This is a genomic window from Sphingobium sp. VMM, from assembly GCF_056790315.1.
Map to the genome: position 1 here is coordinate 122,844 of NZ_JBXGSI010000012.1, position 12,180 is coordinate 135,023.

Annotated in this window: 12 protein-coding genes; 11 read left to right on the forward strand and 1 reads right to left on the reverse strand. The window is 65.3% G+C overall.

The genetic code is table 11. The features are described 5' to 3' along the window. The first annotated feature begins 148 nt into the window (after positions 1–148). The 3 genes from ACUCV3_RS16630 to ACUCV3_RS16640 all read left to right on the forward strand — a co-directional run bounded on the left by ACUCV3_RS16630 (position 149) and on the right by ACUCV3_RS16640 (position 3,092). The gene (locus ACUCV3_RS16630) at positions 149–859 is read left to right on the forward strand and encodes a SapC family protein (protein WP_004209516.1); all 711 of its coding nucleotides are present in this window, start codon (positions 149–151) and stop codon (positions 857–859) included. Continuing rightward, on the forward strand, positions 856–1,869 hold the full coding sequence (locus ACUCV3_RS16635; RefSeq protein ID WP_279727378.1) for a cupin-like domain-containing protein: 1,014 nt from the start codon (positions 856–858) through the stop codon (positions 1,867–1,869). The genes ACUCV3_RS16630 and ACUCV3_RS16635 overlap by 4 nt, the downstream gene beginning before the upstream one ends. A 77-nt stretch (positions 1,870–1,946) precedes the next feature. After that, complete coding sequence (locus ACUCV3_RS16640) at positions 1,947–3,092, forward strand: glycoside hydrolase family 43 protein (RefSeq protein WP_279727379.1); 1,146 nt, start codon at positions 1,947–1,949, stop codon at positions 3,090–3,092. 45 nt (positions 3,093–3,137) lie between these two features. On the opposite strand, the gene ACUCV3_RS16645 is transcribed toward ACUCV3_RS16640, so the two are convergent. Next, positions 3,138–4,274, reverse strand: a complete 1,137-nt coding sequence (locus tag ACUCV3_RS16645; RefSeq protein ID WP_279727381.1) for a Gfo/Idh/MocA family protein — start codon at positions 4,272–4,274, stop codon at positions 3,138–3,140. 126 nt (positions 4,275–4,400) lie between these two features. On the opposite strand from ACUCV3_RS16645, the gene ACUCV3_RS16650 reads away from it, so the two are divergent. From ACUCV3_RS16650 to ACUCV3_RS16685, 8 genes are all read left to right on the forward strand, one after another. Beyond that, the gene (locus tag ACUCV3_RS16650) at positions 4,401–4,769 is read left to right on the forward strand and encodes a c-type cytochrome (RefSeq protein ID WP_097385111.1); all 369 of its coding nucleotides are present in this window, start codon (positions 4,401–4,403) and stop codon (positions 4,767–4,769) included. Further along, a complete protein-coding gene (locus ACUCV3_RS16655) occupies positions 4,766–5,830 on the forward strand; it encodes a sugar phosphate isomerase/epimerase family protein (protein WP_279727383.1) in 1,065 nt (354 codons plus the stop codon). Before ACUCV3_RS16650 ends, ACUCV3_RS16655 begins: the two co-directional genes overlap by 4 nt. 68 nt (positions 5,831–5,898) lie before the next feature. Continuing rightward, the gene (locus ACUCV3_RS16660; protein WP_004209522.1) at positions 5,899–7,191 is read left to right on the forward strand and encodes an MFS transporter; all 1,293 of its coding nucleotides are present in this window, start codon (positions 5,899–5,901) and stop codon (positions 7,189–7,191) included. After that, positions 7,188–8,102, forward strand: a complete 915-nt coding sequence (locus tag ACUCV3_RS16665) for a hydroxypyruvate isomerase family protein (protein ID WP_279727386.1) — start codon at positions 7,188–7,190, stop codon at positions 8,100–8,102. The genes ACUCV3_RS16660 and ACUCV3_RS16665 overlap by 4 nt, the downstream gene beginning before the upstream one ends. A gap of 18 nt (positions 8,103–8,120) precedes the next feature. Further along, the gene (locus ACUCV3_RS16670) at positions 8,121–8,987 is read left to right on the forward strand and encodes a 3-keto-disaccharide hydrolase (protein WP_482240908.1); all 867 of its coding nucleotides are present in this window, start codon (positions 8,121–8,123) and stop codon (positions 8,985–8,987) included. Continuing rightward, positions 8,984–9,547 carry a gluconate 2-dehydrogenase subunit 3 family protein gene (locus tag ACUCV3_RS16675; RefSeq protein WP_004209525.1) on the forward strand — a complete coding sequence of 188 codons (564 nt, stop codon included), beginning with the start codon at positions 8,984–8,986 and terminating at the stop codon, positions 9,545–9,547. Before ACUCV3_RS16670 ends, ACUCV3_RS16675 begins: the two co-directional genes overlap by 4 nt. Then, a complete protein-coding gene (locus ACUCV3_RS16680; RefSeq protein WP_279727388.1) occupies positions 9,544–10,392 on the forward strand; it encodes a sugar phosphate isomerase/epimerase family protein in 849 nt (282 codons plus the stop codon). The genes ACUCV3_RS16675 and ACUCV3_RS16680 overlap by 4 nt, the downstream gene beginning before the upstream one ends. 43 nt (positions 10,393–10,435) lie before the next feature. After that, a complete protein-coding gene (locus tag ACUCV3_RS16685; RefSeq protein WP_063141431.1) occupies positions 10,436–12,118 on the forward strand; it encodes a GMC oxidoreductase in 1,683 nt (560 codons plus the stop codon). The last annotated feature ends 62 nt before the right edge of the window (positions 12,119–12,180 follow it).

Sequence of the window (12,180 nt, forward strand, 5' to 3'; positions counted from 1 at the left end):
GGGGTGAGCCGGGGCCGTCCTGCCGGGCGGCCCCGACTTTCACAATTGCGTCGGGCGGACGGCATCGAGGCGGGCCACGCAAAGGGCTTTTCCTTCGCCGCCGACGCCCTACTATGGCCGCCCGTTCATGCGGCACGCCGGATATTCCATGACCAGCACGATGATACTCGATCCCATCACCCATGCCGCGCTTCGGGTCGCACCGGGCAATGGCGCTGCCTTTGGGGATGCCGTCAACCAGACCCTGATCTTCCCGACCGAGATCGACGCGATCCAGCGGGAATATCCGATCCTGATCCAGCGCGATGGCCAGGGTGCCTGGCAGCTCACCGCGCTGCTGGGTTTCGATCGCGACGAAAATCTGTTTCTCGACGCCGGGGGCTGGACCGCACGCTATGTGCCCGCCGTCCATCGGCGTGGCCCTTTCCTGATCGGCATGCAGCAGCGCGACGGCGAAGATCATCCGGTGATCCATGTCGACCTGGACGATCCGCGCGTCGGCGCGGCGGGCGAAGCGTTGTTCCTGCCCCATGGCGGCAACGCGCCCTATCTGGACCATGTCGCCGATGCGCTGCGCACCATTCATGAGGGGCATGGCCTGAGCGCGCCGATGTTCACCGCGTTCGAACAGGCCGGGCTGCTGGCGCCGATCGCGCTGGACATCGCGATCGACGACGCGCAGCGCTATGACATTGCCGGGCGCTTCACCATCGATGCCGATCGGCTGGAGGCGCTGGATGGTCCGACGCTGCAGGCACTGCATCAGGCGGGCCTGTTGCAACTGGCCTATGCGATCCGCTCCTCGCTCGCCAATATCGAGGATCTGATCGTGCGCAAGCGGACGCGGCAGGCGGCGTGACGCTGCACCAGACCCGGCGGATTGCCGGCAGCGACCTGACGCCTGGCTGGCTCGACGATCTGATGGCGGCGCAGAGGCCGGTCGTGATCGGCGGACTGGTCGATGGCTGGCCACTGGTCGCTGCCGGGCGGCTATCGGCGCAGGCGGCGATGGACCGATTGCTGGCCAATTATGGCGGCGCGCCGGTCACCGGCTATGTCGGGGCGCGGGGTGCCGGGGGCCGCTTCTTCTACAATGATGAACTGACCGGCTTCAATTTCGATCGCGGACGGGCGCCGCTGCCCGATTATCTCGACAGGATCCGGGCGGATGCCAGTGGCGACGGACCGGCCATCTATATCGGGTCGACCGATGTCGACCGCTATTTCCCCGGCCTGCGCGCCGACCATGACTTGCCCGGCCTGTTCGGTGCGGCGGTGCCGACCGTGAGCCTGTGGATCGGCAACCGCACGGTCGCCGCGACCCATTATGACAGCTCGCACAACCTGGCCTGTTGCCTGGTCGGGCGGCGCCGCTTCACCCTTTTTCCGCCCGATCAGGTGAGCAATCTCTATCCCGGCCCGCTATCGCCGACGCCCGGCGGCCAGGTGGTCAGCATGGTCGATCCGGCCGCGCCCGATCTGGCCCGTTATCCGCGCTTTGCGCAGGCGCTGGCGGCCGGTGAGGTGGCAGAACTGGAGCCGGGCGACGCGCTCTTCTACCCGGCGCTGTGGTGGCATCAGGTCGAGGCGCGCGACGGCTTCAATATCATGATGAACTATTGGTGGGACGCCGTCCCCGACTTCATCGACACGCCGATGGCGACGCTGCTGCACGGGCTGCTCAGCATCCGCGAGCGGCCGGAGCCCGAGCGCATGGCCTGGCGCGCGCTGTTCGACCATTATCTGTTCGGACCGGCACAGGATGCGCGCGACCATCTGCCCGATCATGCCCAGGGGCCGTTGGCGCCGCTGACGCCGCTGGAGGCGCGACGCCTGCGGGCGATGGTGATGCAACGCCTCAACCGCTGAAAGGGCGGCGCCAATCGAGCGTTGCGCGTGATTTATGATAACGCTATCAATTGCGCAAATCGCAAGGAGAGGATGATATGACGATCAAGCGCGGAATGTGCCTGCACGCATGGCCGCTGGCCCTGGGACTGGCGCTCGCCGCCTGCCAGCAGGCACCGGAACAGAAGGGCGAACAGAAGACAGAACAGGCGGCCGACAATGCCGCGAGCGGCAAGCGCGATGCGTCCGAATATCTGTCCCAGCCGCTGGTCAGCGACATCTACACCGCCGATCCGTCCGCCCATGTGTGGAACGGCAAGATCTATGTCTATCCCAGCCATGACATTGACGGACCGACGCCCGAGGATGATCTGGGCAGCCATTTCGAGATGCGCGACTATCATGTCCTGTCGATGGACAAGATCGGCGGACCGGTGACGGTCGGGCCGGTGGCGCTGGACGTGAAGGATGTGCCCTGGGCCAACAAGCAGATGTGGGCGCCCGACGCGGCCTACAAGAATGGCACCTATTATCTCTACTTCCCGGCCAAGGACAAGGAAGGCGCCTTCCGCATCGGCGTGGCAACGTCCAAGGATCCGATGGGGCCGTTCAAGGCGCAGCCGCAGCCGATCAAGGGCAGCTATTCGATCGATCCGGCCGTCTTCACCGATGCCGACGGGCAGAGCTATATCTATTTCGGCGGCATCTGGGGCGGCCAGTTGCAGCGCAATATCGGCGGGAAATATGATCCGGACGGGTCGAAGACCGACCTGAAGCAGGATGACAAGCCGGCGATCGCGCCGCGCGTCGCCAGGCTGAACGGCGACATGCTGGAATTTGCCGAGGCCCCGCGCGAAATCCAGATCCTGGACGACAAGGGCAAGCCGCTGCTGGGCGGCGACCATGACCGCCGCTTCTTCGAGGCGTCGTGGATGCACAAGCATGATGGCAAATATTATTTCAGCTACTCGACCGGCGACACCCATTATCTGGTCTATGCCGTCGGCGATTCCCCCTATGGCCCCTTCACCTACAAGGGCCGCATCCTGGAGCCGGTCGAAGGCTGGACCACCCATCATTCGATCGTCGAATGGGGCGGAAAGTCCTGGCTCTTCTACGCCGACAGCCAGTTGTCGGGGCAGACTCGCCTGCGCAACGTCAAGGTGACGGAATTGCGCTACAATGCCGATGGCAGCATCCAGACGATCAATCCGCTGCTGCCCAAGAAGGGCGCCGCGCACTGAAGGCAAGGGGAAGCGCGGCGATCATGTCGCGCTTCCCCTTTCATGTCATGCGCCGGGCAGCGCGGTCCATTTGGCGTCGCCTGCCGCATTGGCGATGACGGTTTCGACGAAGCCCATGGTTTGCAAACCGTCGCTGACCGACGGGAACCAGGCTTCGCCGCCCCGGATGCGCGTGGCGAAGGCGCGATAGAGATTGGCGAACGCCTCGATATAGCCTTCGGGATGGCCGCTGGGCGTGCGCAGCAGCGGCAGGGTGGAGGGCAGCAGGCCGGGGCCTGCCGCGCGCAGCACTTCGGTGGGCCGATCCAGCCAGCGCAGGGTCAGCGTGTTGGGTTCCATCTGCGCCCATTCCAGCCCGCCATGTTCGCCATGGATGCGCAGCTTCAGCCCATTCTCGTCGCCGGCCGCGACCTGAGTCGCCTTGAGGATGCCGCGCGCGCCATTGTCGAGGCGCAGCAGCACATTGACGTCGTCGTCGAGTCGCCGTCCCTCGACATGGATGCTGATGTCGGCGCAGATTTCGCTGACGCGCAGGCCCGACACATGTTCGGCCAGGTGAAAGGCATGGGTGCCGATGTCGCCCAGGCAACCGCCCAGGCCCGCGCGGGCGGGATCGGTGCGCCATTCGGCCTGCTTGTTGCCGTCGCGGTCGATCGCCTGGCTGAGCCAGCCTTGCGAATATTCGACCTGGACCAGCCTGATCCTGCCGAGATCGCCGCGCGCGACACGCGCCCGCGCCTCTTCCACCAGCGGATAGCCGCTATAGGTGAAGGCGAGGCCGAAATGCCGGCCGGAGCGTTCGGCGGCAGCGGCGATCTGGTGCGCCTCGGCCAGATCGAGCGCCATCGGCTTTTCGCAGAAGACATGGAAACCCGCGTCAAGCGCGGCGATCGCCATCGGCGCGTGGAGATGATTGGGCGTCACGATCGACAGGGCATCGATCCGCTCGTCCGCCGGCAGCGCCTGCTCGCCCGCCAGCAGCGCGTCGAGCGAATCATAGGTGCGTGCCGGATCGATTCCCAGTGCCTCGCCCGAGCGCTGGTTGCGATCCGTGTCGCCGCTGAAGGCGCCGGCCGCCAGTCGCCAATCACCATCCAGTGCTGCGGCAGCGCGGTGGATCGCCCCGATAAAGGCGCCTTCGCCACCGCCGACCATGCCCAGGCGCAATGCTTTTCCTGCCATCCTCTTCTCCTTCGTAATTAGTCGACAGACCGTTCATTCTGCCTCTTGATCTTCCGATCATATTGGAACAGTTTACCGGTAAATAAAAGCCACAGACAAGACGGAGAGTCGAGGGTGCAAAGGGTAATGGGCTTCGGCCTGGTAGCGCTCGCAACGGGCGCAGTGATGATCCCCGCCATATCGAGCCAGGCGCAGACCGCACCAGCGGCGCCGCCGGCCTTCAACGCCTGCCGCGCCTGCCACAGCGTGCAGCCCGGCGGCAAGAGCGGCCTTGGCCCCAATCTGGTCGGCGTCGTCGGCCGCACCGCCGGCACCCTGGCCGGCTTCAACTATTCCCCCGCGCTCAAGGCGTCGAAGCTGAAATGGGACGAGAAGGCGCTGGACGAATATCTCGCCGCGCCGACCAAGAAGGTGCCCGGCAGCCGCATGCCCATCTCCACGCCCGATCCGGCCAAGCGCGCCGCGATCATCACCTATCTCAAGAGCGTGAAATGACGGCGGCGAAGGGCGCGATGCGCGGCCCGGCCATCTTCCTGGCGCAGTTCATGGGCGATGCCGCCCCGTTCGACAATCTGGACAATGCCGCGCGCTGGATGGCGCAGGCCGGCTATAAGGGCATTCAGGTGCCCAGCAACGATCCGCGCTGCATGGACCTCAAGCTAGCGGCGGAAAGCCAGGATTATTGCGATGAGCTGATCGGTCGCTGCAGCGAGGCCGGGGTCGAGATTTCGGAACTGTCGACCCATTTGCAGGGCCAGTTGGTCGCGGTCCACCCGGCCTATGATGCCGCCTTCGACGCATTCGCGCCGGCCGAACTGCGCGGCAAGCCGGCCGAGCGGCAAGCCTGGGCGGTCGAGCAGCTGAAGCTGGCGGCCGTGGCCAGCCGGCGGCTGGGGCTGAAGGCGCATGCGACCTTCTCCGGCGCGCTGGCCTGGCCCTTCGTCTATCCCTGGCCGCAGCGGCCGGCGGGTCTGGTGGAAGAGGCCTTTGCCGAACTGGGGAAGCGCTGGCGCCCGATCCTGGACGCGTTCGACGAACAGGGGATCGACCTCTGCTACGAACTGCATCCGGGCGAGGATCTGCACGATGGCCTGACCTTCGAGCGCTTCCTGGATGCGGTGGGCGGCCACAAGCGTGCCAACATCCTCTATGATCCCAGCCATTTCGTGCTGCAGGCGATGGACTATCTGCAGTTCATCGACATCTATCATGACCGCATCAGGATGTTCCACGTCAAGGATGCGGAGTTCAACCCGACCGGTCGTGCGGGCGTCTATGGCGGTTATGCCGACTGGATCGACCGGCCCGGCCGGTTCCGCTCGCTGGGCGACGGCCAGGTCGACTTCACCGGCATATTCTCGCGCCTGACCCAATATGGCTATGACGGCTGGGCGGTGCTGGAATGGGAATGCTGCCTGAAGCATCCCGAGGATGGCGCACGCGAAGGCGCCCCCTTCATCGAGGCGCACATGATCCGCCGGCCCGAACGGGCCTTCGACGATTTCGCAGGGGGCGGTGATCCCGCCAACAACCGGCGCTGGCTGGGGCTCAGCTGACGCCGCAACCGACGATCGACACATGTCCCGACCGGAAGGCCGGCGGGACCAAAGGGAGAGGAGCCGATATGACGGCGATTAACCGGCACAGACTTTTCTGGCTGAGCGTCCTGGCGCTGTTCACCGCCTCGATGAGCGCATCGCTCCGCGCGGCGGTGGCGAGCAGCCTGAAGGCGGAATGGATCGACCCGATCGCCCCGATCGCGGCCGGCGAGATGATCGGCGCGGCGCTGGGATCGGCCTTCCTGGGCTTTTCCATCACCGTCTTCGTCGTCAGCGCCTTTCTCGACACGATCGGCATCCGCCGCGTGCTGATCGGCTGCGGTATCGCCTTCCTGATCGGCACGACGCTGATCGTGGGTGCGGGCAGCATGGCGACCGGCATGACCGTCTATCACCTCGTATGGCTGGGCATGCTGCTGTCGGGCATCGGCTGGGGCTTTGCCGAAGCGTCGATCAATCCGCTGACCGCCCGCCTCTATCCCGAGGATACGACCCATCGCCTCAACGTGCTGCACGCCTGGTATCCCGGCGGGCTGATCGTCGGCGGCCTTGCCGGCGTGTTCCTCGCCTCGGCGCTGCCCTGGCAGGCGATCATGGCGCTGGCTTATATCCCGGCCATCGGCGTCGTATTGATCGCCTCCACCACCCGCTTCCCCGCGCCGCCCGCCACCGCCGGCAGCCGGGCGATGAAGGACATGATGCTGGAGGTGGTCCGCCGCCCCAGCTTCTTCATCTGGTTCGGTGCGATGTTCCTGACCGCCTCGTCCGAACTGGCGCCGGGCCAGTGGCTCGACGTCGCGCTCAGCAACCGGGTCGGCATGCGCGGCATTTTGCTGCTGGTCTATGTCAGCGCGCTGATGTTCGTGTTCCGCCATTTTGCCGGCCGGATCGCCGGCCGCCTGTCCAACCCCGGCCTGCTCTGGGTGTCCAGCCTGCTCGCCGCGATCGGCCTGTTCATGCTGTCGCAGGCGCAGTCGCCCGCCTCCGCCATCCTCGCCTCCACCGTCTGGGGCCTGGGCGTATGCGCGATGTGGCCGACGATGCTGGCGTCGGTGGCCGAACGTTATCCGCGCGGTGACGCCTGGGCGCTGGGGCTTGTCGGCTCGGCCGGCGCGCTTGCCAGCTTCTTCGTGCTGCCGCGGCTGGGCGAGATGTTCGACCAGGCCAAGGTGGAACTGGCCGGTGGGCCGGAAGCCTTCACCCGCCTGACCGGACCGGCGCTGCGCGCGGTGGAGGATGCGGCGGCGTCGCAATCCTTCGCCCGCCTCGCCTTCGTGCCGCTGATCCTGCTGGTCGTGTTCGGGCTGATCTGGCTGTCCGACCGGCGCGCCGGTCGCCGGGCGGAGGCTGTGGCATGAAGCTGTCGCGCAGAAACCTGATCGCCGCCGGCGTCGCCGCGGCTGCCACCCCCGCCATCGCCGCTGCGGCCGGCAAGGGATCCTCCAATGCCGCCCGCTTCTCGCTCGGCTACGCCCCGCATGAAGGCAGCTTTGCCAGCCGGGGCGGATTGCTGGAGCAGATCGCCTATGCCGCCGACCAGGGTTTTCGGGCCTGGGAGGATAATGAGGCACGCAAACGTCCGGTCGAGCAGCAGGAGGCCATGGCCAGGGCGCTGGCGCAGCGCGGCATGACCATGGGCGTGTTCGTCGCCAGCATGCCCAAATGGGCGGAGTTCCGCCCGCTGCTCGGCAGCAATGACGATGCCGAACGCGAAGCCTTCCTGGCCGACATCCGCACATCGGTGGAGGTCGCCAAGCGCCTCAACGCGAAACATGCGACCGTCGTTACCGGCTTCATGGACCGCAAGGTGCCACAGGATATCCAGACCGGCCGGATCATCGATTGCATGCGCCGCGCCGGCGACATTGTCGCGCCGCACGGCCTGACGCTGGTGATGGAGCCGCTCAATACGCGGACCAACCATCCCGGTGTCTATATGCAGTCGATCGCCCAGGGCTATGCGGTGGCGCGCGGCGCCAACAGTCCGGGCGTCAAGATATTGGCTGACCTCTATCATGAGCAGATCCAGTCCGGGAATCTGATCCCGACGCTGGAGGCCTGCTGGGCGGAGGTCGGCTATATCCAGTTCGGCGACAATCCCGGTCGCAAGGAACCGGGCACCGGCGAGATCAACTACGCGAATATCGTCCGCTGGTTGCGGGGCCGCAATTATGGCGGCGTGATCGGCATGGAACATGGCAATTCGCTGGCCGGACGCGAGGGCGAGGACCGGCTGGTGGCCGCCTATCGCGCCATCGACCAAATATAGGAAGAGAGGAGGACGAGGATGAAAATCATCCCGACTGGCTTTGCAGGGACGGGTATCGCGCTGGCCACGGCTCTGCTGATGGGCACAGCGGCGCAGGCGCAAGACAAGCCTGGCAAGCTGGGTTTCAAGGACACGCCGATCCTGCCCGGCGGCAACTGGCACGTCCATGATCCCGATCGCCCTGCCCCCACCGTCGTCACCCCGGCGGCACAGGCCGGCGGTGCACAGCCTGGCGGCGCACCGTCCGACGCAACCATCCTGTTCGACGGCAAGTCGCTCGACGCATGGCGCGGCGAGCGCGGCCCCTGGACGCTGGAAAAGGGGATCATGACCATCCCGCCCCGCAGCCAGAGCGGCGGCGAGAACAACCTGACATCGAAGCAGGAATTTGGCGACGTCCAGCTGCATCTGGAATTTCGGTCGCCCAATCCGCCGACCAAAAGCTCGCAGGATCGCGGCAATAGCGGCATCTGGTTCATGCAGCGCTACGAAGTGCAGATCCTGGATGGCTATCAGAACCCGACCTATGCCGACGGCACGGTCGGCGCGGTCTATGCCTGGAAGCCGCCACTGGTGAACCCGTCGCGCCAGCCGGGCGAATGGCAAAGCTATGACATCATCTTCGAACGGCCGCGCTTCGCCGCCGACGGCAGCCTGGTCCGCCCGGCCTATGTCACCGCGCTGCTGAACGGCGTGCTGGTGCAGAATCATCAGGCGATGCTGGGCACCACCAAATGGCGGTCGATCGCCCAATATCAGGCCCATGGGGACAAGGCGCCGATCCAGTTGCAGGATCATGACAGCCCCGTGTCCTTCCGCAACATCTGGGTCCGGCCGCTGCCGGACGAAGCCATCGCACAGGATCTGAAGGGAGCAGGACAATGATGGACCGCAGACATGCGCTGGCGGGCATGGTCGCCATGTTCGGCGCCGGGCTGTTCGCACCGCTGGCGCGCGCCGCCGGGGTGATGCCCGCCGCTGGCGTGATCGATCAGGGCGCACCCAGCCTGCAACTGTTCACGCCCGATCAGCGGGCGCTGATGACCGCGCTGTGCGAACGCATATTGCCGGCGACCGACACGCCCGGCGCGATCGAGGCCGGCGTCCCCGCCTATATCGAGAAATTGCTGGCCGACTGGTCGGTGGCGGAGGATCGCGATCCGATCATCGCCGGTCTTGCCGAAATCGATGCGCGCAGCTGGCAGGATTACAAGATCCCCGCGACCAAGGCATCGGCGGCGCAGCATGACGCGCTGCTGACCCTGGCGATGAACGACCAGATTCCCAAGGGCGAGGAGTTTTTCGAGGCGTTCCGGCAGATGGTGATCGTGGGCTATTACACGTCCGAGATCGGGATCACCCAGGAACGCGAGTATCTGCCGGTGCCGGGCGAATATAACGGCGCCTTCCCCTATTCCCAGGTCAACAAGGTCTATTCCGCATGAAACTCAACCGTCGTTCCATGATGCTGGGCGCCGGCGGCCTGGCCGCCCTCGCCGCCTCCCCCTTCGCCGCGCAGGCCGTCAGGGCCTCCGGCAAGATCGCAAGCATCGGCCTGCAACTCTACACCGTGCGCGAGCTGTTCGCCGCCGATCCGGTCGCCACCTTGGAGAAGGTTGCCAAGGTCGGCTATCGCGAGGTCGAATTTGGCGGTGGCGGCTATGACGCCATGGATCACAAGCTGCTGCGCAGCACGATGGACCGGCTGGGCCTCACCTGCCCGTCGCTGCACATCGGCTATGACGCGCTGCTCGACAAGTTCGACGCCAGCGTGGCGATGGCGAAGACGCTGGGCGCGGGCACCGTCGTCCTGCCCTATATGGTCGACAAATATCGCAATGCGGAGGCGTGGAAGGCCGCGCTGGTCAACATCAACCGCTTCGGTGCGCAGCTCAAGGCCGCGGGCCTGGGCTTTGCCTATCATAATCATGATTTCGAATTCACCACCAAGCCGGATGGCGTCAGCCTGTTCGACCAGCTGGTGAAGGCGTGCGACCCCGAATTGGTGAAGATCGAACTGGATCTCTACTGGGCGATCTATGCCGGGCAGGATCCGCAGGCGCTGATCCGCAGCCTGGCCGGCCGCATCTATTCCTATCATGTGAAGGATATGCGCGCGGACCGCAGCATGACCTCGGTCGGCAGCGGCACGGTCGATTTCGCCGCGATCTTCAAGCTCAACGCCATCGCCGGCGTCCAGCATTTCTATGTCGAGAATGACCAGGCGCCCGCGCCCTATATTCCCGACATCACCAAGAGCTTCCAGACGCTGCGCGCGCTGCGCTTCTGACCACTAGCCTGCCTCAAGACAGAAAACTCCAGGAGAGGACATCATGGCTTCGACAGACAGGTACGATGCGATCGTCATCGGTTCGGGCATCAGCGGCGGTTGGGCCGCCAAGGAACTGACGGAAAAGGGGCTGCGGGTGCTGATGCTCGACCGCGGCCATATGGTCGAACATGGCGAGGATTATACCTATGACGGCAAGCCCGCCTATGAGGTGCCCGCCCGCAACATCATGCCCGACCCGCTCAAGCAGAGCGATTATTTCATCGCCCAGCATGGCTATGTCGCGCCCAGCAATCAGGCCTTCTACAATAATGACCGCCTGAACCCCTATGATTATGGCGCTGGCAGCAAATTCTACTGGATCCGCCCCGCGGCGGTCGGCGGCAAGTCGCTGATCTGGGGCCGCTGGAGCTTCCGCTGGAGCCCGGCCGATTTCGAGGCGAACAAGCGCGAGGGCATCGGCGGTGACTGGCCGATCCGCTATGAGGATCTGGTCCCCTGGTACAGCTATGTCGAAAAATATATCGGCGTATCGGGATCGCGCGAGAATCTGGCCTATCTGCCCGACAGCGAGTTCCAGCCGCCGATGCCGATGAACATCGCGGAAAAATGGATGAAGCAGCGGCTGGAAACGCAATTCCCCGGCCGCAAGATGATCAATGCGCGCCTGTCCAACATGACCGAGGACAAGCCCGAGCAGAACCGCACCAAATGCCAGCTGCGCAACCAGTGCGGCAATGGCTGTTCCTTCGGCGCCTATTTCTCGACCCAGGCGGTCACGCTGCCGGCTGCGCGGGCGACCGGGCGGCTGACCTTGCGGTCCGACGCGGTCGTCACCAATCTCGATTATGATCCGGCGACCAAGAAGGTCAGCGGCGTGCGCTTCGTCGATGCCAAGACCGGGCAGGCCGAAACCGTGTCCGCGCGGCTGGTGTTCCTGTGCGCGTCAGCGCTGGCCTCGACCCAGATCCTGATGAACTCGCGCCCGGCGGGCAGCGGCAAGAGCCATTTCGACAGCAGCGGGACGCTGGGCCGCTATGTCATGGACCATATCTTCCGCGTCGGCGTGAAGGGCGACATCCCCGGCATGGAGGAGTTCATCGAATATGGCCGCCGCCCCGGCGCCATCTATGTCCCGCGCTTCCGCAACAATGGCGACAGCGAAGATGTCGGCTTCAAGCGCGGCTATGGCTATCAGGGCGGCGCCTATCGCGAGCCGTCCAAGCCGGTCGGCTTCGGCGCTTCGATGAAGCAGGGCATGCGCAAATATGGCGGCTGGAAATTCCAGATGGGCGCCTTTGGCGAATGCCTGCCCTATGAGGATAATTATGTCGCGCTGAGCCCCGACAAGACCGACCGGTTCGGCATGCCGCTGATGCAGTTCAACGTCACCTTCCGCGACAATGAGATGCGGATGATGGCGGACGCGCGCGAACAGGGCGAAAAGATGCTGCGTGCGGCGGGCCTGACCAACGTCACCAGTTCGGTCCGCGAACATGTGCCGGGCGACGCCATCCACGAAATGGGCGGCGCACGCATGGGTGCCGATCCGCGCGCATCGGTGCTCAACCAGTGGAGCCAGGCGCATGATGCCAGCAATCTGTTCGTGACCGACGGCGCGCAGATGGCGTCCATCTCCTGCGTCAATCCGTCGCTGACCTTCATGGCGCTGACTGCCCGCGCGGTCGACCATGCGGTCAAGGAAATGAAGGCAGGCCGGGTCTGACAGGGGCGGCCCACTCCCGACGCTGTGCTGCGCCGCAAAACCGGCTATCAGGGACCATGAGG

Coding starts and splice junctions, on each gene's coding strand:
- ACUCV3_RS16645 (WP_279727381.1), bottom strand. CDS start 4,274: ATGGCAGGAAAAGCATTGCGCCTGGGCATGGTCGGCGGTGGCGAAGGC.
- ACUCV3_RS16675 (WP_004209525.1), top strand. CDS start 8,984: ATGATGGACCGCAGACATGCGCTGGCGGGCATGGTCGCCATGTTCGGC.
- ACUCV3_RS16660 (WP_004209522.1), top strand. CDS start 5,899: ATGACGGCGATTAACCGGCACAGACTTTTCTGGCTGAGCGTCCTGGCG.
- ACUCV3_RS16680 (WP_279727388.1), top strand. CDS start 9,544: ATGAAACTCAACCGTCGTTCCATGATGCTGGGCGCCGGCGGCCTGGCC.
- ACUCV3_RS16650 (WP_097385111.1), top strand. CDS start 4,401: ATGGGCTTCGGCCTGGTAGCGCTCGCAACGGGCGCAGTGATGATCCCC.
- ACUCV3_RS16630 (WP_004209516.1), top strand. CDS start 149: ATGACCAGCACGATGATACTCGATCCCATCACCCATGCCGCGCTTCGG.
- ACUCV3_RS16655 (WP_279727383.1), top strand. CDS start 4,766: ATGACGGCGGCGAAGGGCGCGATGCGCGGCCCGGCCATCTTCCTGGCG.
- ACUCV3_RS16670 (WP_482240908.1), top strand. CDS start 8,121: ATGAAAATCATCCCGACTGGCTTTGCAGGGACGGGTATCGCGCTGGCC.
- ACUCV3_RS16665 (WP_279727386.1), top strand. CDS start 7,188: ATGAAGCTGTCGCGCAGAAACCTGATCGCCGCCGGCGTCGCCGCGGCT.
- ACUCV3_RS16640 (WP_279727379.1), top strand. CDS start 1,947: ATGACGATCAAGCGCGGAATGTGCCTGCACGCATGGCCGCTGGCCCTG.
- ACUCV3_RS16685 (WP_063141431.1), top strand. CDS start 10,436: ATGGCTTCGACAGACAGGTACGATGCGATCGTCATCGGTTCGGGCATC.